The sequence below is a fragment of the Hungatella sp. SL.1.14 genome (assembly GCF_024460495.1).
In the GTDB taxonomy this organism is placed as follows: Bacteria; Bacillota; Clostridia; order Lachnospirales; family Lachnospiraceae; genus Hungatella; species Hungatella hathewayi.
The window spans coordinates 426,832-444,647 of the sequence record NZ_JANFYJ010000001.1 but is presented as its reverse complement, the minus strand read 5'-3'; the positions used below and the strand labels follow the sequence as shown (position 1 = coordinate 444,647).

Genomic DNA, 17,816 nt, shown 5'->3' with positions numbered 1-17,816 from the left:
TAGTGACATGTCGGCGTTCGGAATAGGGACAAATACGGAAAAAGCGGACAGCGGCACTCTGACCGGCAGACAGATAAAGATCGCCTGCAAGGCGTGGTTTACCAGCTCCGGAGTGATTAAGCCCCTGTCCTTCAAATTCGAAGGGGATGATGGGATGATGCAGACGGTAAATCATGTGACGGTCCGGTTCGGGGAATAAAAGTGTTATTCCGGAATCCCGTCCATGGAATACGCCTGCCGGGCTGTGATCGGCGGGCTGACCCAGGAGTTTAAGCTGATTTTTTATCCGGAAGAGGGAAGATGGGTGATGGTGCTTCCGGAGTAAACGGAAGATTCAAAAGACGCGTCTGAAACACAAACGATTGATGAACAACAAGGAGGCATACAGAATGAGCATTACTTTTGACAGGAGCCTGGTGACAGGAAATGAAATGATCGATACGCAGCACAGAGAACTGATCGGCCGTGTGAACAGACTGGCGGAGGAATGTGTTCCGGGAACTGAAAAGAGAACCGCGGTGGGAACCCTCGACTTTTTGCTGGATTATACGGATTACCATTTTACCGAGGAGGAAGCACTTCAGAAGAAGAGCGGATACCCGAAGCTTTCAGCACACCATCTGGAACATGAGAAATTTAAGAAAGCCGTGGAAGATCTGCGGGTTATGCTGGAGGAGGAAGAGGGGCCCAGCGAAGCGTTTGTGGACGCGGTGAGAAAGAACGTGGAGGAGTGGCTTTGGAACCACATTATGACCTGGGACAAAGAAGTGGCGGGATACGCGGAAACGCAGGACGGAATTTGAATAAAGGAAAAGGAACAGGCGGTCTGTGAGGACCGCCTATTTCTTTTCCTTTTCCTTCAGTTCCCGTCGGATGCGGGGCTCAATTCCCCGGCGTTTCATTTCAGCCAGAATCGCCTGAAACTCATGCTCCGGCGCAGGTGGAACGGGCTCGTCGCTTTCCGCGGCCCGGTCGAATAAGTCTGCCAGTTCTTTTTCTCCTTTTTTACGCATCATCATTCACCCCCATAAGGTAACTATACGACTTTATGAGGGGATTGGAACTGGAAAAATATGGAATTATAGGGGGAGCTGCTGTGAACGGATAAACGCGCAGGTATTCATCTGCGTCAGCCGCGCACATGGAAGCTGTTTTCCTTTTTCAGCGGAATCCGTTTTACGGTACAGTCTGTGATGTCAATGAAGCTGTTTTGCTCCAGTCTGCGGAAAAGCTGATTCATATCCTCTTCTTTACCCTGCAGCTCCATTTCCACACGGCCGTCGTCCAGATTCGTGACCCAGCCGGTCAGTCCCAGACTCTGGGCGAGATAGTATGTCCTGTAACGAAAGCCCACGCCCTGGACACGGCCGCTTACGAAAATGTGCTTTCTGATCATTTCTCTTTCTTCCATCTGATCACCTTTATCCTGTTATTAGAGACGACTGATCCTGTTAATGATTATAACTTTTCCCCCTTGTTTTTGCAACTAATACATCAATTCTCGTAATTTACATTTTTTTCAAAAAAGGGTTGATTTTTTTTGCCTTTGCTGATATACTATCTAAGGTCCGACAGTTAAGTCTGACAAACAAGATGCTTCCGTAGCGCAGTTGGTAGCGCAACGCATTCGTAATGCGTGGGTCGCCGGTTCAAGTCCGGCCGGGAGCTGACTAATCCCTGATTTTATCAGGGATTTTTTCTTTTTTAAACAGACTGGGAGGTAAATGTCAGACAGAACAAATGATGGAGGGAATTTATATGAGGAAAAAGTTTTTGAAAACAGGTGTAATTCTGTTCATGGCAGCAATGCTGTTGGCAGGCTGTTCCGGTAAGAGCAGCAAAACGGAGACAGAAGCAGAACCGGAGCAGGCATTGTATCCGGTTACGATAGACGGAAAAGAAATCCTGGTTGGCCAGACCACAGTGCAGACGCTTCTGGATGAAGGGATGAATGTTACGGTATCCGAGATGACGGAAGACAAGCAGATTAATAAGTATGAGATTGATCCCGATGCGACGCTGGAGCCGAATTCTTATTATACCGGCGGATCAATCTGGGTCACGGATTCCATATTTGCCCATATTTCCCTGGTCACGGACGAAAATGCCGTCCGTATGGGAGACGCAGTGATTGCCCGGTTGGAATTCAGTTTGACCAGCGGTGAAAAGAACGAGCTGGAAAAGATTACCTTTAACGGCGTACCTGTCAGTGAGATATCCAGGGAAAAGGCAGGAGAGATGTTTCCGGATTTTAAGGGAGATGAGTATATGTGGTTCCAATCGGGAGACGATTATGAATACTTCATGTCCTTTAGCACAACAGACAGTATGATGAATAAGTTTTCTGTGGAAAAGGAATATGATGTGGACTGGAACAGCAAAGAGTAATGAATGAAAGTATCATGGAAATGGATGATAAAAGACACGGGTCTCCCGTGTCTTTTGCTGTCAGAAGCGGATGAAATTCATATTCAGGCAATAAAAAAAGCAGATAACGGGAATCGAACCCGCCTCCTCAGCTTGGGAAGCTGATGTTCTACCAATGAACTATATCTGCTTAGTCATTTAACTGACACGCTATATATTATAGCACGACTCTGGTAGAAATTTCAATACTTTTTTGAAAAAAACTGTTAAAAACTTGCCAAATGTGGGAAATCCATTGTATAATAAGGAAAGACAATACAAGATGTGGAGGAGTATCATGGCGAAAACACAGTATAATGCGGACAGTATTACCGTACTGGAAGGTCTGGAAGCAGTTCGGAAACGTCCGGGTATGTATATAGGCAGCGTCGGCACAAAGGGACTTAACCACCTGATTTATGAGATCGTGGATAACGCAGTGGACGAGCATCTGGCAGGCTTCTGTAATCAGATCTGGGTTACACTGGAAGCGGATGGTTCCTGTACCGTAAGAGATGCGGGACGCGGAATCCCGGTGGAGATGCATAAGAAGGGCATGTCCGCGGAGCGAATCGTACTGTCCACCCTTCATGCAGGCGGCAAATTTGATAATGATGCGTACAAGACAAGCGGCGGACTTCACGGAGTCGGCTCTTCTGTTGTAAACGCCCTTTCCGAGCGGATGAGCGTAAAGGTATATAAGAACGGTCTGATTCATTACGACGCATATGAGAGGGGCATTCCGACGGTAGAACTGGTGGATGGTCTTCTTCCCACTCGGGGTAAGACAAAAGAGACGGGAACAGAGATCAATTTTCTGCCGGATGGGGAGATCTTTGAAAAAACACGTTTTAAGGCGGAATGGCTGAAAAGCCGCCTTCACGAGACTGCCTACTTAAATCCCAACCTTCAGATTACCTATCAGAATAAGCGGGGAGGCGAGGAGGAGACCATACTGTTCCATGAACCGGAAGGTATTATCTCATACGTGAAGGAACTGAATTCCGGAAAGGCTCCGGTTCATGATCCAATCTACTACAAGGGTACCATCGACAAGGTGGAAGTGGAGGTGGCCTTCCAGTTCGTAGATACCTTTGAGGAGAATATTCTGGGCTTCTGTAATAACATTTTTACTCAGGAGGGCGGTACCCATCTGGCCGGCTTTAAGACCCGCTTTACGCAGATGATTAACAGCTATGCCAGGGAACTTGGAATCTTAAAAGAGAAGGATGCCAACTTTACAGGCGCGGATACGAGAAACGGCATGACGGCAGTCGTTGCGGTCAAACACCCGGATCCCATTTTTGAGGGCCAGACGAAGACAAAGCTGGCCAGCGCAGATGCCACAAAGGCGGTCTTTACGGTGACGGGCGATGAACTGCAGCGCTATTTTGACCGTAATCTGGAAATTCTGAAGGCGGTTATTTCCTGTGCGGAAAAATCCGCAAAGATCAGAAAAGCAGAGGAAAAGGCAAAGACGAACATGCTGTCCAAGTCTAAATTCTCCTTTGACAGCAACGGTAAGCTGGCCAACTGTGAAAGCCGCGATGCGGAGAAGTGCGAGATTTTCATCGTCGAGGGAGATTCCGCCGGCGGTTCCGCCAAAACAGCGCGAAACAGGATGTACCAGGCCATTCTGCCCATCCGCGGCAAGATTTTGAATGTGGAGAAGGCTTCCATGGACAAGGTTTTGGCCAATGCTGAAATCAAGACGATGATCAACGCTTTCGGATGCGGTTTCTCGGAGGGGTACGGCAACGATTTCGATATCACAAAGCTTCGCTACCATAAGATCATACTGATGACGGATGCCGATGTGGATGGAAGTCATATCGACACCCTGCTTCTGACCTTTCTGTACCGGTTTATGCCCGAACTGATCTATGACGGTCATGTGTTTATTGCCATGCCGCCTCTCTTTAAGGTGATTCCGAAGCGCGGCGAGGAACAGTACCTGTACGATGAGAAGGAGCTGGAGCGTTACCGGAAGACGCACACGGGTGATTTTACGCTGCAGCGCTACAAAGGTCTTGGTGAGATGGATGCGCAGCAGCTCTGGGAGACCACGCTGGACCCGGAACACCGGGTACTCAAGCAGGTGGAGATCGAGGATGCACGTATGGCCTCCGAAATCACGGAGATGCTTATGGGAAGCGACGTCCCGCCGCGCCGCCAGTTTATTTACGAGCACGCGGATGAAGCAGAGATTGATGCATAAGGAGAGGGAGCATGGCTGAAAAGATTGTAAAAACAGAATATTCCGAGGAAATGCAGAAGAGCTACATGAACTATTCCATGAGCGTCATCACTGCCAGGGCAATCCCGGATGCGAGAGACGGATTAAAGCCGGTACAGCGGCGTGTACTATATGATATGAGCGAACTTCGCTTAAACCACGATAAGCCTCACAGAAAGTCGGCGCGTATCGTGGGTGATACCATGGGTAAGTATCACCCCCACGGGGACAGCTCCATCTATGAAACTCTGGTGGTGATGTCACAGGTGTTCAAGAAAGGGATGCCCCTTGTAAACGGCCACGGCAACTTCGGCTCCATCGAAGGCGACGGTGCGGCTGCCATGCGATATACGGAGGCCAGGCTGGAGAAGTTTGCAGAGGAAGTCTACTTAAAGGATTTAGATAAGACGGTTGCGTTTATTCCTAACTATGATGAGACGGAAAAAGAGCCGGAAGTGCTCCCTGTCCGGGTGCCGAATCTGCTGATTAACGGTGCGGAGGGAATTGCGGTCGGTATGAGCACCAGTATTCCGCCTCATAACCTGGGGGAAGTCATTGACGCGGTCATGGCTTACATTGACAATCCTGACATATCGACCAGAGAACTGATGGAATATATGCCGGGGCCGGATTTCCCGACCGGCGGAATCATCGCCAACAAGAGCGGCCTGGCGGAGATCTATGAGACGGGAAGCGGAAAGATCAAGCTTCGCGGAAAGATCGATATTGAGCTGGGAAAGCGCAAGGCCGACAAGGACAAGATGGTTATCACGGAGATTCCGTACACGATGATCGGCGCAGGAATCAACAAATTCCTGGTTGATGTGGCGGAACTGGTGGAATCGAAGAAACTGACCGATGTGGTGGATATCTCCAACCAGTCCAACAAGGACGGCATCCGCATCGTGCTGGAACTGAAAAAGGACGCGGATGTGGAAAAGATCCGCAACATCCTCTATAAGAAGACGAAGCTGGAAGATACGTACGGCGTGAATATGCTGGCCATCGCCGGAGGACGGCCGGAAACCCTGAATTTAAAGGGAATCCTTAAAAATTATCTGGACTTCCAGTACCATAACGCGACGCGTAAATACCAGGCGCTTTTGGAGAAGGAACTGGAAAAAAAGGAGATCAGGGAAGGTTTGATCAAGGCCTGCGATATCATCGATCTGATCATCGCCGTGTTAAGAGGTTCAAAAAACTTAAAGGATGCCAAGGCCTGCCTGATGACGGGAGATACCTCCAACATCAAATTCCGGGTATCCGGATTTGCAGAGGATGCAAAAAAACTGCATTTTACAGAGAAACAGGCCAGTGCCATCCTGGAGATGCGGTTATATAAGCTGATCGGTCTGGAGATTCTGGCTCTGGAGAAGGAGTACAAGGAGACGATGGCGAAGATCGCCGAGTACCGCCATATTCTGGAGAGCCGGTCCAATATGGATGTCGTGATCAAGAAGGACTTGGCGGCCATCAAGGAGGAGTTTGCCACACCGCGACGCACACTCATCGAGGATGGAAAAGAGGCTGTTTATGATGAGGCTGCGGTGGCGGTATCAGAGGTGGTATTTGTCATGGACCGGTTCGGTTACTGCAAGCTGTTGGATAAGTCCACCTATGACCGCAACAGAGAGACCATTGAGACGGAGAATGTCCACGTGGTGTCGTGCTTCAATACGGATAAAATCTGCATGTTCACCAACACCGGCAATCTGCACCAGGTGAAGGCAGCCGATATTCCCTATGGCAAGCTGAGGGATAAAGGCACGCCGATCGACAACTTAAGCAAGTATGACGGCACAAAAGAGGAGATTATCTATCTGTGCAGCGCAGAATCCATGAAGGGCAGCCGATTCCTCTTTGCCACGAGACAGGCGCTTGTGAAGAGGGTACCGGGCGAGGAATTTGAGACGAATAACAGAACCGTGGCAGCTACCAAACTGCAGGACGGCGACGGAGTGGTATCGATTTTAGTTCTCCGGGCGGAGACTGAGGTGGTGCTGCAGACCTCAAACGGTGTATTCCTCCGTTTTGCACTGGAAGAGATTCCTGAGATGAAGAAGAATTCCAGAGGCGTACGCGGCATTAAACTGGCACAGGGAGAGGAACTGGAGACCGTTTATCTGCTGGGAGAAGATCCTGTGGTTGAATACAAGAAAAAGGAAGTACATTTAAACCGTTTAAAGATCGGGAAGCGTGACGGAAAGGGCAGTAAGGTCCGCCTGTCGTAAGTGGGAGCCACTGTCCGCCGCAGGAAAGGAAAACACGGTGAAAAGAATAGGGATATCTGCTGACAGTTCCTGCGATTTGTCGGCAGAACTGGCAGAACAGTATGGGATTGCAGTCATACCTCAGGCCATTATCATGGATGGAAAGACGTACCGGGATGGAATCGAACTGAAACCGGCCGATATCTTTCGTCATGTATCAGAAGGAGGAGAGATCTGCAGTACAACCGCGATTAACACGGCGGAATACTGCGGAGTTTTTTCGGAACTCAGGAAAGAATGCGGCGCGCTGATCCATTTTACCATCGGTTCAGGGCTGTCCAGCTGCTATCAGAACGCGGTTCTGGCTGCAAATGAGGTTCCTGGCGTCACAGTGGTGGACTCCATGAATCTTACCACCGGAATCGGCTATCTGGCTGTCGCTGCCGCAAAGATGGCGGCTGCCGGCATGGAATTGGAAGAGATTACGGCAAAGCTGGAGGAGCTGAAGGCGCATATGGATGTGAGCTTTGTCATCGATAAGCTGGATTATCTTAAGAAGGGCGGACGCTGTTCGGCGGTTACCGCATTCGGCGCCAATTTACTGAACATCAAACCCAGTATCTGTATGAAAAACGGAACGCTGGCGGTGGAGAAAAAATACCGCGGGGCATTTCGGCAGTGTGTGAGAAGGTATATCGAGGAGCGGCTTGACGCGGTGAAGGACCGCTGTGTACCGGATATCATCTTTCTCACTCACGCAGCCTGTTCGGAAGCGGTGTTGGAAGAAGCCGCAGATCTGATAAGAAGCCGGGGCATCTTTTCAGAGATTCTGGTGACAGAGGCCGGATGTACCGTGTCCAGCCACTGCGGTCCCAATACGCTGGGAATTATCTTTGCTGTAAAATCATAAGCTGAAGTTGTGCGATTTATTCCCGCGGGAAATGAGCCAAATGGACGCGTCAGCGTGTCCATTTGGCGACTGCCGCGAGGGTCAAATACCCCGCCGCTCGAGGCGTTGCAAATTTGATGCTCCGTTGCTTGCGGCAGGGTTTTTGACTGGAAGATTCTTTTCCAGGACGTACATTCCAGAGAAATGTCTCTCGTGTACGTACAAATGTATTTTTGTGACGAATAAACCTTGATTTTTTTTTAACTTTGTTATAGGATAGTCTGAAAAAAGAAATGAAATGAGGAGAAAACTATGGAAAAGAAGTTAAAGGTTGGTGTGTTAGGTGCAACAGGTATGGTAGGTCAGAGATTTATCTCTCTGCTTGAAAATCATCCCTGGTATGAGGTGGTGACCGTGGCCGCCAGCCCCCGTTCTGCCGGTAAGACGTATGAGGAGGCCGTAGGAGACCGCTGGAAAATGACGACTCCCATGCCGGAGGCAGTCAAAAAGCTGACAGTGATGAATGTAAACGAGGTGGAGAAGGTGGCCGCCAGTGTGGATTTCGTATTCAGCGCCGTCGATATGACGAAGGAAGAGATCAAGGCGATTGAGGAAGCGTATGCGAAGACGGAGACACCGGTCGTTTCCAACAACAGCGCGCACAGATGGACACCGGATGTGCCCATGGTAGTGCCGGAGATCAATCCGGAGCATTTTGAAGTGATTAAGGATCAGAGAAAACGTCTCGGCACAGAACGCGGATTCATCGCTGTAAAACCCAACTGCTCCATCCAGAGTTATGCTCCCGTATTAACCGCCTGGAAAGAGTTTGAGCCGTACGAGGTTGTGGCTACGACGTATCAGGCGATCTCCGGTGCAGGCAAGACTTTTAAGGACTGGCCTGAGATGGAAGGCAACATCATCCCTTACATAGGAGGCGAGGAAGAAAAGAGCGAGCAGGAGCCGTTAAGACTCTGGGGTAAGGTGGAAAACGGAGAGATCGTCAAAGCGAACGAGCCTGTTATCACCTGCCAGTGTATCCGTGTTCCGGTATTAAACGGCCATACAGCCGCCGTTTTCGTAAAATTCCGCAAAAAACCGACGAAGGAAGAATTGATCGAGCGTCTCGTAAGCTTCAAGGGGCTTCCTCAGGAACTGGAACTTCCAAGTGCTCCAAAGCAGTTTATCCAGTATCTCAATGAAGATAACCGTCCGCAGGTTACCATGGACGTGGATTTTGAACATGGCATGGGTGTTTCCATCGGACGCCTTCGTGAGGACACCGTATACGATTATAAGTTCGTCGGACTGTCTCACAACACGGTTCGCGGCGCGGCCGGCGGCGCAGTACTCTGTGCAGAGCTCTTGACAGCCCAGGGATATATTCAGGCAAAATCGTAAAACAAATAAGACAAATAAGATAAACGCGGAGGTAGCAGAAATGGCTTACAGGAAAGAACCGTGGGGAGTGATGCCTTCCGGAGAACCGGTCAGTCTCTATACGCTTTCTAATGACAACGGCGTGTCGGCATCATTTACCGATCTGGGCGGCACATGGGTGACCATGTATGTGCCCGACAGGGCTGGGAAACTGGTCGATGTGGTTCTGGGATATGACAGTGTGGAAGCGTATCTGGAGAATCCGCCCCACTTTGGGGCACCGATCGGCCGCAACGCCAACCGCATTGCGGGGGCAAGGTTTACGCTGAATGGGAAAGAGTACCGGCTGGCTGCGAACGACGGAACGAACAATTTACACAGCGCGCCGGATCTCTATCACAGCCGCCTCTGGGAGGCGGAGACAGAGGAAGGGGATCTCGGAACCACTGTCCGCTTTTCTCTGTTCAGTCCCGATGGCGATCAGGGATATCCGGGAAATGCCGACATTACGGTGAGCTACACGCTGACACCGGATGACAGTCTGATTATCGCTTACCACATGGTATCTGACAGCGATACGGTCGCCAATTTTACGAATCACACTTACTTTAATCTGGACGGCCAGGACGGCGGAAATGCCATGGGCCAGAGTGTATGGATCGACGCCGACGCCTATACGGCCGCTGATGCGGGATCCATCCCGACTGGAGAGATCGTCCCGGTCGCGGGAACTCCGATGGATTTCACCGTCATGAAGGAGATTGGGCGTGACATAGACGCAGCGTATGAGGCCCTGATTCTCGGCATGGGCTATGACCACAACTGGATCTTAAATCATGCGCCCGGCGAAACTGCGCTTTCGGCGGCAGCCGAATCCGGCAAAACTGGAATCCGCATGGAGGTCTGCACCGATCTTCCGGGAATGCAGTTTTACACCGGCAACTTCCTGGGCACAGGTCCTGCAGGCAAGAATGGTATGATCTATGCTCCGAGATACGGATACTGTTTTGAGACGCAGTACTATCCAAACGCAGTCAATATGCCGGAATTCCCATCTCCGATATTGAAAGCAGGAGAGGAATACCGGACGACTACGGTGTATCGGTTTACACAGCAGAAGTAAGAGTAACACCAGCAATTGTATTGGCGTTGCAGCCCATACGTATGTGAAAGGACATTAGGGAGACCTATGAGTACGAAAGACGGAAAAGGAATTAAACTACTGGCAGCCATCGGGCTGATTATCACGACCATCATCTGGGGAAGCGCATTCGTTGTCATGAAAAATTCGGTGGACATCATATCCCCCACCTACTTGCTGGCACTTCGTTTTACGATCGCGGCTATCGCGCTGATCCTGGTATTCTGGAGAAAGGTGATGAAGATCAACAAATCAGATTTACTCTGCGGCGGACTGCTGGGTGTGTTTCTCTTTGTCAGCTATTTCTTTCAGACGTATGGATTAAAATATACGACAGCCAGCAAAAACGCGTTTATCACAACATTGTATGTGATCCTCGTTCCCTTTCTCCACTGGCTCTTTAACCATAAAAAGCCGAAGAGAAATAATATAATCGCTGCCTGCATCGCGGTCGTGGGCCTGGCTCTTTTGTCTCTGGAGGGGGATTTATCCATCAACATCGGAGACCTGCTGACACTGATCTGCGGTTTCTTCTATGCGGTACATATTGTATTTATCGACCGCTATACGGAAGACCATGATCCGGTCAAAATGACGGTTCTGCAAATGGTCGTGGCTGCGGTTTTAAGCTGGATTATCGCGCCGGTTCTGGAGGGGCCGTTTGACGGCAGGGTGATTGATAACTCCATGATAATCAGTCTTTTGTATCTGGGAATTTTCAGCACGATGATCGGATTTCTTCTCCAGAATGTGGGACAGAAATACTTAACGCCGAACACCTCATCGATTCTCTTGTCATTTGAATCGGTATTCGGTCTTATCTTTTCCGTGATCTTCCTGGGCGATCCGCTGACGATCCGGCTCATGGCCGGCTGCGCATTGATGTTTGCAGCGGTGATTCTCTCTGAATACAGGAAAAAAACGACGCCATCAATAAAACCAGGAAAAGGAGATGTGAGTAATGAACAGCGCAATTGTAATCAATGAAGAACGTTGTATCGGATGCGGACTCTGTGTACAGGACTGTCCGGGAAACGCCATCGTATTAAGGGATCATAAGGCCGCTGCAGAAAGGCCCTGTATCACCTGCGGCCACTGTGTGGCAGTCTGTCCCTCCGGGGCGGTTTCCATACCGGATTATGACATGGCCGGAGTGGAAGCATATCAGGAGGATTCCTTTACCGTAGCTCCCGGAAATTTTCTTCATGCAGTGAAATTCCGCAGAAGCATCCGCAGCTACAAGGATATGCCTGTCAGCCGGGACGTGCTGGAACGGATCATGGAGGCGGGCCGTTATACCGCCACGGCAAAGAATGCGCAGGCCTGTACCTTTGTCGCAGTGCAGACGCGTTTCCAGGAGTTTAAGGAACTGTTCTGGTCAGAATTTCCGTACATTCTGGAGGCCCTGAAGGAAACGAAGCCGGAATACGTGCGTGCCTTTACGAGGTTTTATGAGAAATGGAAGAAGGATCCGAAGGCTGATACCTTTTTCTTCAACGCGCCGTGCCTGCTGATTACGGCGGCAGATAACCCGCTGGACGGAGGCCTGGCAGCTGCCAACATGGAAAATATGGCCGTAGCGGAAGGCGCCGGCGTATTGTACAGCGGTTATCTCCAGAGAACGATCAGCGTGAGTCCGAAGCTGATGGAATGGCTGGGGCTGGACGGACGGCCCCTGGCCTGCTGTATGCTTCTTGGGTACCCCGCTGTAAAATACCAGAGGACGGCGCCAAGAAAAAAAGGTGATATCCGTTTTCTATAAAGGCCGCAGAGCCCCTGTTACTGATGGAGAAACCATTGGAAACAGGAGCCCTGCGTTTTTTTGATAATAAACTGTCAGAATTTTGGACGATACATTGACAAGAGAGAGAATTTGATGTGTGCTAAGTGAAATTTACATAAATCAAGTGAGTGGGGAACTGCAGAAGCTGGCGATTGCCAGAGCGCTGTACCACTATTTACATATCACACCGTCTTTCCAGCTGCAAATTCTGCAGGCGGATTATCTTTCTGGAAGACGGAAATCATGAGGAGCTGATACGCTTAAACGGAAAGTACGCGGAGATGTTTCAGATGCAGGCAAGCCAGTATACAGGATAAAAAAGAAGTGCTTAAAATGACAAACTGCTTTATAGAAGCGGAAGAGGCAATGAAAAAGGTGTTGATCTAACTCTTTTTTCACTGCCTTTTCTTTTACTTACTTTTGCCAGGAATGTAATGCTTTCATATAAAGTTTTTATGCGATTTTGATTTTGAGCTGCTCCATCTCTTTTTTGAGTTCCTGAATCATCTGCAGGAAAAGAGCGTTGTTTTCATGATCCAGTTTTACCGTCCGATAATACTGTGTCAACTCATCCATATTTCTTTTGAGTTGTTCCATCTTCGTTTCAAGGTTCTCCTGTACTCTGTCAACCTCACTTAATACAAGATTTTCAGACCTGCCGATCTCGGCCTTTATAGTATCCCTGAGAAGATTTTCAGACCTTTCGATTTCAGTCTTTATATTATCTCTGAGAAGATTTTCAGACTTGCCGATCTCGGCCTTTATAGTATCCCTGAGAAGATTCTCAGACCTGCCGATCTCAGTCTTTATATTATCCTTGAGAAGATTCTCCGACCGTCCAATTTCTTCTTTCATAATGTCCCTGATTGCCTGCAAATCACTGTGTTCTAACATATGATTACCTCCTGATATGGATTACCTGTATCACGATACCATCTTCAGCCAAGGCTAGTATATCATTGTTTATATAAAGAAACAAGCAATTTTATCATAAGTTCAGCCCGGATAACCAGGACATTCTTTATACAGCCTGTACTTCCTTTGTCTTACAGACATCGATCCATTCCCTTGCCTGTGAATATTTGAAGAGCTCCTCACAGGTAAGTTCAATCGCAGAGCTGGCGCTTCCTGCCGCCGGAAACACGGAGGGGAACCGCTGCATGGAAATATCCAGATAAGTGGTGACGTGTTCCGGATTGGCAAACGGGCAGACACCGCCCACCTCGTGGCCTGTCAGCATGGCTACTTCCTCGGCCCCCAGCATACGGGCCTTAAAACCGAACTGCTTCTTAAACTTGGCATTATCGATCTTCATGTCCCCGGCTGTGACAATCAGGATACAGCCGTTCGTTTCATCTCCATGAAAAGAAAGGGTTTTGGCGATGCGCGCAGGTTCTACGGACAGCGCTTTGGCCGCTAATTCTACTGTGGCACTGGACACCGGAAACTCCTGCACGTCACAGTCTCTGCCATAATCCCTTAAATATTCTTTTACTTTTGCAATAGACATAATTAGACTCCTTCACTTTAACGTAATAAAATAGAAATAGAATTGTTTATAATTGTATCATTGATATTCCGGTTTTTCAATGGTATAATAGACGGGTTATGAATAGAAATCAGTGGGGATATACATGTCAAAATCTTTATACATTGCAGAAAAACCAAGTGTAGCACAGGAATTTGCCAATGCGCTTAAGATAAACGGAAGGCGCAGCGATGGTTATATTGAATCGGAACAGGCAATTGTCACATGGTGCGTCGGCCATTTAGTTACCATGAGCTATCCGGAATGCTACGATCCAAAATACAAGAGATGGAGTCTCGAGACTCTGCCTTTTTTACCAAAAGAATTTAAATATGAAGTGATTCCCAGCGTGGAAAAACAGTTTAAAATCGTGAGCGGTCTGCTGAACCGGCCGGATGTGGATACCATATATGTCTGCACCGACTCGGGGCGCGAGGGAGAGTATATATACCGTCTGGTGGCCCAGATGGCGGATGTGAAGGATAAAGCCCAGAAGCGGGTGTGGATCGACTCCCAGACAGAGGAAGAGATTCTAAGAGGAATCAGGGAGGCAAAAGATGAGAAGGAATACGATAATCTTTCCGCTTCCGCCTATTTAAGGGCAAAAGAAGATTATCTGATGGGAATTAATTTCTCCCGTCTGCTTACACTAAAGTATGGGCAGAATATTTCGAACTATTTAAGAACCGGGAAGAATACGGTGATTTCTGTGGGGCGGGTGATGACCTGTGTCATGGGCATGGCAGTACGGCGGGAGCGGGAGATCAGAGACTTTGTGAAGACCCCTTTTTACCGGGTGATCGGTACTTTTTCTCCTCAGGACATGGATTTTGACGGAGAGTGGAGAAGCGCTCCCGGGTCTAAATATTTTGAATCCCCGTATCTCTATAAGGAGAATGGATTTAAAGAGAGAAAGACGGCGGAAGCCCTCATCGAGTCGCTATCCGCGGTTCAGCCCATGAATGCGGTGCTGCAGGCTATTGAGAAGAAGAAAGAGACGAAGAATCCTCCGCTTCTTTATAATCTGGCGGAACTTCAGAATGACTGTTCCAAGATGTTTAAGATCAGTCCGGATGAGACCTTAAAGGTAGTTCAGGAACTGTATGAAAAGAAGCTTGTGACGTATCCGAGAACGGATGCCAGAGTCCTTTCCACCGCGGTGGCGAAGGAGATCTACAAAAATATCGGAGGGTTGAAAAATTTCGAGCCTCTGGCCGGATTTGCAGCAGAAGCGCTGGAGTCCGGTTCCTTTAAAGGGATTGCAAAGACGCGGTACGTGAATGATAAACAGATTACGGACCATTATGCTGTCATACCGACCGGACAGGGCATGGGGGCTTTGAGGAGCTTATCGCCGCTGTCCGCAAAGGTTTACGAGGTAATTGCCAGAAGATTTTTAAGTATCTTTTATCCTCCGGCCATCTATCAGAAATATGCGCTGGAACTGGTGATTGACAAGGAACATTTTTTCACTAATTTCCGTGTTATGCTGGAAGCGGGGTACTTAAAGGTGGCAGACGTTCCGGGAAGCAGAAAAAAGCCGGATACCAAAGGGAAAGACGGACAGGCGGAGAACGCCTCCGGGGATTCCGATGAGGGAAACACGGATTCTGCACAGAAGAACATGGATAACCCGGAATTCATCGCCATGCTGGGGACTCTGAAGAAGGGAGCCGTAATCCCGCTTAAGAGCCTGGCGATCAAGGAAGGTGAGACATCACCGCCCAAACGTTACACTTCGGGTTCCATGATTCTGGCCATGGAGAATGCAGGCCAGCTGATCGAGGACGACGAGCTGCGGGCTCAGATTAAGGGCAGCGGCATCGGAACCAGTGCTACCCGTGCCGAGATTCTAAAGAAGCTGTTCAATATAAAATACCTGGCCCTGAACCAGAAAACCCAGGTGATCACCCCCACGCTTCTGGGAGAGATGATCTTCGACGTGGTAAACGCCTCAATCCGCCAGCTTCTCAATCCGGAACTGACGGCCAGTTGGGAAAAGGGGCTGACTTATGTGGCGGAGGGAAGTATCACCTCCGACGAATACATGCAGAAACTCGAGAATTTTGTCGCCGGACGAACAGCCAATGTATTGCGGCTGAACAATCAATACGGCCTTCGGGGCGCCTTTGATGCGGCGGCGGCTAATTATAAAAAAACAAAATAGGAGAATTAAGAACATGAAAAAAGAAGACATGATAATCAGGGATTTATTTGATACCAGCCACACCATTGCAAAACTGTTATTTGAAAGAAACACGTATCCGTGGGAAATCCTTCCGAAGATCGGCGAGTATATCACCTCCCTTGGAGAACTGCTTCCGGAAGACGAATACAACCGCATGGGCAAATCCATCTGGATTCACAAATCCGTCAAGATGCCGCCGACTGCATGTCTGGCTGACAATGTCATCATCTGCAAGGGCGCATCGATCCGCCACTGCGCATTTATCCGCGGAAACGTTATTGTTGGCGAAGGCGCTGTAGTTGGAAACTCCTGTGAGTTAAAGAATGTAATCCTGTTTGACGGCGTTCAGGTGCCGCATTACAATTACGTCGGTGATTCTATCCTGGGATATAAGGCGCATATGGGAGCCGGTTCCATCACCTCCAATGTGAAGTCCGATAAGACTCTGGTTAAGGTTCACGCAGAGGATGGAGATATCGAGACCGGATTAAAGAAATTCGGGGCAATCCTGGGTGATTTTGTAGAAGTCGGCTGCGGCTCCGTTTTAAATCCGGGAACCGTAATCGGACCGAAATCCAATATCTATCCGCTTTCCAGCGTAAGAGGCTGTGTTGACGGCGGCTGCATCTACAAGAAGCAGGGTGAAGTTGTAGAAAAGCGCGAAGCAGAGTAAGAGTACAGGGGTACAAAACGACATGTCAGAAAAAACACATACTGCGGGGAAGAACGGAAAGTTCGGCTCGCGGCTTGGATTTATACTGGCCTCCGTAGGCTCTGCAGTCGGTATGGGGAACATCTGGATGTTCCCCTATCGCGTAGGGCAGTACGGAGGCGCAGCTTTTTTAATTGTTTATTTTGGTTTTATCCTTTTATTTGGTCTGGTAGGGCTGTCGGGTGAATTTGCATTTGGAAGACTGACAGGAACCGGGCCGATCGGTTCCTATGGCTATGCATTAAAAACCCGGGGCAAAAAAGGCGGAGCACTACTCGGAGCCATCCCCCTGATCGGATCACTGGGGATTGCGATCGGCTATGCCATTATCGTTGGCTGGGTGCTTCGATACTTATTCGGCTCTCTGTCGGGAGTCATGATGGGGATGGAGGCAGAGGTCTATTTTTCACAGGCGACCGGCCATTTTGGCAGTGTTCCCTGGCATTTTATGGTTGTTGCCATCACCATGGCGGTGTTAGTGGGCGGTGTCCTGAAGGGCATAGAAAAGGTCAACCGTATTATGATGCCTGCATTTTTTATCCTGTTTATCATCATTGCGGTGAGGGTCTTCTTTCTGGACGGCGCCTTTGCCGGTTATGAGTATCTGCTGATCCCGCGCTGGGAGCTGCTGTTAAAGCCGGAGACGTGGGTGATGGCTATGGGACAGGCATTCTTTTCCCTGTCGATTACAGGCTCGGGTATGATTATTTACGGCAGCTATTTAGACAAAAAGGAAGACATTCCGAAGGCAGCCATGACGACCGCACTCCTTGATACGGTGGCGGCTCTGCTTGCGGGCTTTGCCATCATTCCCGCAGTGTTTGCATTTCAGATGGATCCGGCCAGCGGTCCGCCTCTCATGTTTATCACACTTCCGAAGGTTTTCGCACAGATACCGGCGGGGAGATGGGTGGCTGTGCTGTTCTTTCTTTCTGTTTTGTTTGCCGGAATCACCTCCCTTGTCAACATGTTCGAGGTGTGCGCGGAGGCAGTTCAGACTCATCTGCATTTCAGCCGGAAGAAAGCAGTCTTTATGGTGGGAAGTCTCGTGTTCCTGGTTGGACTTTTCATAGAATATGAGCCGTATATGGGCTCCTGGATGGATATGATAACGATTTATGTTGTGCCGTTTGGAGCGGTGCTCTGCGCGATCATGATCTACTGGGTCCTGGGGATAAACAGGATTGGAGAGGAACTGAATACCGGCCGGAAAAAGCCGGTTGGAAAGGTGTTTTGCTTTGCGGCGAAATATGTTTATGTGGGGCTTGCCGTTCTGGTGTTTATTATGAGTATTGTATACAAAGGAATTGGCTGATCGCATAAAGCTGACAAAAAAGATTACA

At 49.1% G+C, this 17,816-nt stretch carries 18 protein-coding genes and 2 tRNA genes; 15 read left to right on the top strand and 5 right to left on the bottom strand.

What is annotated here, in order from left to right:
- Positions 1-7: 7 nt before the first annotated feature.
- A complete protein-coding gene (locus NE473_RS02180) occupies positions 8-199 on the top strand; it encodes a hypothetical protein (RefSeq protein WP_242866083.1) in 192 nt (63 codons plus the stop codon).
- 190 nt (positions 200-389) lie between these two features.
- Positions 390-803 carry a bacteriohemerythrin gene (locus NE473_RS02175; RefSeq protein ID WP_055649476.1) on the top strand — a complete coding sequence of 138 codons (414 nt, stop codon included), beginning with the start codon at positions 390-392 and terminating at the stop codon, positions 801-803.
- A 36-nt stretch (positions 804-839) separates the two neighbouring features.
- On the opposite strand, the gene NE473_RS02170 is transcribed toward NE473_RS02175, so the two are convergent.
- Together NE473_RS02170 and NE473_RS02165 are read right to left on the bottom strand one after the other, a co-directional pair.
- A complete protein-coding gene (locus NE473_RS02170; protein WP_006776108.1) occupies positions 840-1,019 on the bottom strand; it encodes a hypothetical protein in 180 nt (59 codons plus the stop codon).
- A gap of 110 nt (positions 1,020-1,129) precedes the next feature.
- Entirely contained in the window at positions 1,130-1,411 is a 282-nt protein-coding gene (locus NE473_RS02165) for an acylphosphatase (protein WP_055649475.1), read from the bottom strand.
- A 184-nt stretch (positions 1,412-1,595) separates the two neighbouring features.
- On the opposite strand from NE473_RS02165, the gene NE473_RS02160 reads away from it, so the two are divergent.
- Positions 1,596-1,668 (top strand) — tRNA-Thr (locus NE473_RS02160).
- A 90-nt stretch (positions 1,669-1,758) separates the two neighbouring features.
- Positions 1,759-2,388 carry a hypothetical protein gene (locus tag NE473_RS02155; RefSeq protein WP_155521637.1) on the top strand — a complete coding sequence of 210 codons (630 nt, stop codon included), beginning with the start codon at positions 1,759-1,761 and terminating at the stop codon, positions 2,386-2,388.
- 98 nt (positions 2,389-2,486) lie between these two features.
- On the opposite strand, the gene NE473_RS02150 is transcribed toward NE473_RS02155, so the two are convergent.
- A tRNA-Gly gene (locus NE473_RS02150) sits at positions 2,487-2,557 on the bottom strand.
- 147 nt (positions 2,558-2,704) lie between these two features.
- Between NE473_RS02150 and NE473_RS02145 the strand changes: the two genes are divergently transcribed.
- The 8 genes from NE473_RS02145 (at position 2,705) to NE473_RS02110 (ending at position 12,362) form a co-directional block, all read left to right on the top strand.
- The gene (locus tag NE473_RS02145) at positions 2,705-4,624 is read left to right on the top strand and encodes a DNA gyrase/topoisomerase IV subunit B (protein ID WP_022032129.1); all 1,920 of its coding nucleotides are present in this window, start codon (positions 2,705-2,707) and stop codon (positions 4,622-4,624) included.
- Between the two features lie 11 nt (positions 4,625-4,635).
- A complete protein-coding gene (locus tag NE473_RS02140) occupies positions 4,636-6,873 on the top strand; it encodes a DNA gyrase/topoisomerase IV subunit A (protein WP_155560684.1) in 2,238 nt (745 codons plus the stop codon).
- A 37-nt stretch (positions 6,874-6,910) separates the two neighbouring features.
- Positions 6,911-7,762 (top strand): DegV family protein, encoded by an 852-nt coding sequence (locus tag NE473_RS02135; protein ID WP_022032131.1) that lies wholly within the window; start codon positions 6,911-6,913, stop codon positions 7,760-7,762.
- A 291-nt stretch (positions 7,763-8,053) separates the two neighbouring features.
- Positions 8,054-9,142 (top strand): aspartate-semialdehyde dehydrogenase, encoded by a 1,089-nt coding sequence (gene asd / locus NE473_RS02130; protein WP_022032132.1) that lies wholly within the window; start codon positions 8,054-8,056, stop codon positions 9,140-9,142.
- 40 nt (positions 9,143-9,182) lie between these two features.
- Positions 9,183-10,244, top strand: coding sequence for an aldose epimerase family protein (locus tag NE473_RS02125; protein WP_055652161.1), 1,062 nt, complete (start codon positions 9,183-9,185; stop codon positions 10,242-10,244).
- Positions 10,245-10,310: 66 nt separating this feature from the next.
- The gene (locus NE473_RS02120) at positions 10,311-11,249 is read left to right on the top strand and encodes a DMT family transporter (protein WP_022032134.1); all 939 of its coding nucleotides are present in this window, start codon (positions 10,311-10,313) and stop codon (positions 11,247-11,249) included.
- Positions 11,224-12,024, top strand: coding sequence for a nitroreductase family protein (locus tag NE473_RS02115; protein ID WP_055652162.1), 801 nt, complete (start codon positions 11,224-11,226; stop codon positions 12,022-12,024). The genes NE473_RS02120 and NE473_RS02115 overlap by 26 nt, the downstream gene beginning before the upstream one ends.
- A gap of 173 nt (positions 12,025-12,197) precedes the next feature.
- On the top strand, positions 12,198-12,362 hold the full coding sequence (locus NE473_RS02110; protein WP_118041719.1) for an ABC transporter ATP-binding protein/permease: 165 nt from the start codon (positions 12,198-12,200) through the stop codon (positions 12,360-12,362).
- A 136-nt stretch (positions 12,363-12,498) separates the two neighbouring features.
- Here the strand turns inward: NE473_RS02110 and NE473_RS02105 are convergent, their stop codons facing one another.
- Entirely contained in the window at positions 12,499-12,939 is a 441-nt protein-coding gene (locus NE473_RS02105) for a hypothetical protein (RefSeq protein WP_055652163.1), read from the bottom strand.
- A 127-nt stretch (positions 12,940-13,066) separates the two neighbouring features.
- Positions 13,067-13,555, bottom strand: a complete 489-nt coding sequence (locus NE473_RS02100) for a YbaK/EbsC family protein (RefSeq protein ID WP_055652164.1) — start codon at positions 13,553-13,555, stop codon at positions 13,067-13,069.
- Between the two features lie 124 nt (positions 13,556-13,679).
- On the opposite strand from NE473_RS02100, the gene NE473_RS02095 reads away from it, so the two are divergent.
- Genes NE473_RS02095 through NE473_RS02085 form a run of 3 tightly spaced genes read left to right on the top strand, consistent with a single transcriptional unit; the run spans position 13,680 to position 17,788 of the window.
- Positions 13,680-15,740, top strand: coding sequence for a DNA topoisomerase (locus tag NE473_RS02095; protein WP_006775974.1), 2,061 nt, complete (start codon positions 13,680-13,682; stop codon positions 15,738-15,740).
- Between the two features lie 13 nt (positions 15,741-15,753).
- Positions 15,754-16,434: an LbetaH domain-containing protein gene (locus NE473_RS02090; protein WP_022032139.1), complete on the top strand. Its 681-nt coding sequence runs from the start codon at positions 15,754-15,756 to the stop codon at positions 16,432-16,434.
- Positions 16,435-16,456: 22 nt separating this feature from the next.
- The gene (locus NE473_RS02085) at positions 16,457-17,788 is read left to right on the top strand and encodes a sodium-dependent transporter (RefSeq protein WP_055652165.1); all 1,332 of its coding nucleotides are present in this window, start codon (positions 16,457-16,459) and stop codon (positions 17,786-17,788) included.
- Positions 17,789-17,816 lie beyond the last annotated feature (28 nt).

Excerpts from the sequence above, each read along its gene's own strand:
- NE473_RS02180 (WP_242866083.1), top strand. The coding sequence starts at position 8 with ATGTCGGCGTTCGGAATAGGGACAAATACGGAAAAAGCGGACAGCGGC.
- NE473_RS02175 (WP_055649476.1), top strand. The coding sequence starts at position 390 with ATGAGCATTACTTTTGACAGGAGCCTGGTGACAGGAAATGAAATGATC.
- NE473_RS02170 (WP_006776108.1), bottom strand. The coding sequence starts at position 1,019 with ATGATGATGCGTAAAAAAGGAGAAAAAGAACTGGCAGACTTATTCGAC.
- NE473_RS02165 (WP_055649475.1), bottom strand. The coding sequence starts at position 1,411 with ATGGAAGAAAGAGAAATGATCAGAAAGCACATTTTCGTAAGCGGCCGT.
- NE473_RS02155 (WP_155521637.1), top strand. The coding sequence starts at position 1,759 with ATGAGGAAAAAGTTTTTGAAAACAGGTGTAATTCTGTTCATGGCAGCA.
- NE473_RS02145 (WP_022032129.1), top strand. The coding sequence starts at position 2,705 with ATGGCGAAAACACAGTATAATGCGGACAGTATTACCGTACTGGAAGGT.
- NE473_RS02140 (WP_155560684.1), top strand. The coding sequence starts at position 4,636 with ATGGCTGAAAAGATTGTAAAAACAGAATATTCCGAGGAAATGCAGAAG.
- asd (WP_022032132.1), top strand. The coding sequence starts at position 8,054 with ATGGAAAAGAAGTTAAAGGTTGGTGTGTTAGGTGCAACAGGTATGGTA.
- NE473_RS02125 (WP_055652161.1), top strand. The coding sequence starts at position 9,183 with ATGGCTTACAGGAAAGAACCGTGGGGAGTGATGCCTTCCGGAGAACCG.
- NE473_RS02120 (WP_022032134.1), top strand. The coding sequence starts at position 10,311 with ATGAGTACGAAAGACGGAAAAGGAATTAAACTACTGGCAGCCATCGGG.
- NE473_RS02115 (WP_055652162.1), top strand. The coding sequence starts at position 11,224 with ATGAACAGCGCAATTGTAATCAATGAAGAACGTTGTATCGGATGCGGA.
- NE473_RS02105 (WP_055652163.1), bottom strand. The coding sequence starts at position 12,939 with ATGTTAGAACACAGTGATTTGCAGGCAATCAGGGACATTATGAAAGAA.
- NE473_RS02100 (WP_055652164.1), bottom strand. The coding sequence starts at position 13,555 with ATGTCTATTGCAAAAGTAAAAGAATATTTAAGGGATTATGGCAGAGAC.
- NE473_RS02095 (WP_006775974.1), top strand. The coding sequence starts at position 13,680 with ATGTCAAAATCTTTATACATTGCAGAAAAACCAAGTGTAGCACAGGAA.
- NE473_RS02090 (WP_022032139.1), top strand. The coding sequence starts at position 15,754 with ATGAAAAAAGAAGACATGATAATCAGGGATTTATTTGATACCAGCCAC.
- NE473_RS02085 (WP_055652165.1), top strand. The coding sequence starts at position 16,457 with ATGTCAGAAAAAACACATACTGCGGGGAAGAACGGAAAGTTCGGCTCG.